Genomic DNA, 1513 nt, shown 5'->3' on the forward strand with positions numbered 1-1513 from the left:
CTAGTACGGCAGCCGCCATTGGCGGTCTGACCTCGCGGGATGCGGTGGGGGCGTGCGAAGTGGACGCAGCCGCCTGTCGATCATGTGTTTGTGAGGACTACAAGATCGAAGGCGGCTGCTGCTGCCAGGGTAGCGGCCGGGCGTGCGGTGCGGGAACGGGCCGAGCTGTTGGAGGAGCTGCGGTCGTGTTTTGTGCGGACGCAGACGTGGCAGCACGCGGGCAGGTACATCTCGGCGTTGGTCAGTCGGGTGCCGAAGCGGAACGGGTGGAGCATCGCTGAGCAGGTCGGGGACGCCACGCCGGACCGTACGCAGCGGTTGTTGAACCGGGCGGTGTGGGACACGACGGCCGCGATGGCCCACATTCGGCGGTTCGTGGCCGGGGGTCTGGACGCGGCGGCGGGTCGTCGGCGGCGGCGTGGGTTGGTGGTCGGGGCGTTGGACGAGACGGGCCAGCCGAAGCAGGGCGTCGCGACGTGTGGGGTGAAGCGGCAGTACATGGGGTGCGCGGGTCGAGTCGCGAACGGAATCAACACCGTGCACCTGTCCTACGTTCGGGAGAAGACGGGGCACGCGTTGATCGGGGCGCGTCAGTGGATCCCGGCCGAGCACATCACCGACCCGCAGGCCTCGGCCGGTATGGGGCTGCCGCCGGAGGTGGAGTTCCGCACCAAGGGCCAGTTGGCCATCGATATCTGTGCTGATGCGTTCGCCGACGGCCTGGCGTTCGACTTCGCCTGCGGCGACGAGGTGTACGGCAACTGCACACAGTTGCGGGAGTTCTTCGAGCAATACGGGCAGGCGTACGTGCTGCGAGTCGCCTCCACTTTCATGATCGACCTGCCCTCCGAGACGAAGCTGACCTGCGCGCAGGCCGTCACGCTGCTGGCCAAGGACAAGCAACGGTGGGAGGTCCGCTCGGCCGGTACCGGATCAAAGGGACAACGCTGGTACGCCTGGGCGTGGATCGCCACCGCCTCGCCGCGGCATCACCTGCTGGTCCGCCGTCACCTGCGCAGCGGCGAGCTGGCCTTCCACTACTGCCATGTGCCCGAGGGGCAACCCCTGACCAAGACGAGGCTGATCCGCGCCGCAGGGCTGCGCTGGCCGGTCGAGGAGGATTTCGAGTTCAGCAAGGACCACTTCGGCCTGGACCAGTGCCAGGCGAGGCTCTACACCGCGATCGCGCGGCACACCGTGCTGGTCATGGCCGCCCTCGCCGTCTGCGCGGTCACCGCCGCCCACCTCACCGACCGCACCGACACCCAGGCACCGCCGCCGAGCACACCGGACCAGCCGCCGCCACCCGAGCCCGGAATGATCCCGCTGACCGTCCCCGAGGTCAAACGACTCCTCGCCAACGCCCTCCACCAACCGAAACCACCCGGCCACGACACGCACTGGCTCAACTGGCGACGCCGTCACCAGGCCCGCGCACGCTGGTTCCACCAACGCACACGGCTGAACCGGGACTACGCCCTGGTCAGCTAGCAATTGGCGGCTGCCGTACTAG

1 protein-coding gene is annotated in these 1513 nt (G+C 68.5%); it reads left to right on the top strand.

Annotation, left to right across the window (positions count from 1 at the left end):
* Positions 1-39: 39 nt before the first annotated feature.
* The gene (locus SLP03_RS31350; protein WP_413644777.1) at positions 40-1491 is read left to right on the top strand and encodes an IS701 family transposase; all 1452 of its coding nucleotides are present in this window, start codon (positions 40-42) and stop codon (positions 1489-1491) included.
* The last annotated feature ends 22 nt before the right edge of the window (positions 1492-1513 follow it).

It is taken from the genome of Micromonospora sp. RTP1Z1, assembly GCF_033804685.1.
Lineage (GTDB): Bacteria > Actinomycetota > Actinomycetes > Mycobacteriales > Micromonosporaceae > Micromonospora.

Coding starts and splice junctions, on each gene's coding strand:
- SLP03_RS31350 (WP_413644777.1), top strand. CDS start 40: ATGCGGTGGGGGCGTGCGAAGTGGACGCAGCCGCCTGTCGATCATGTG.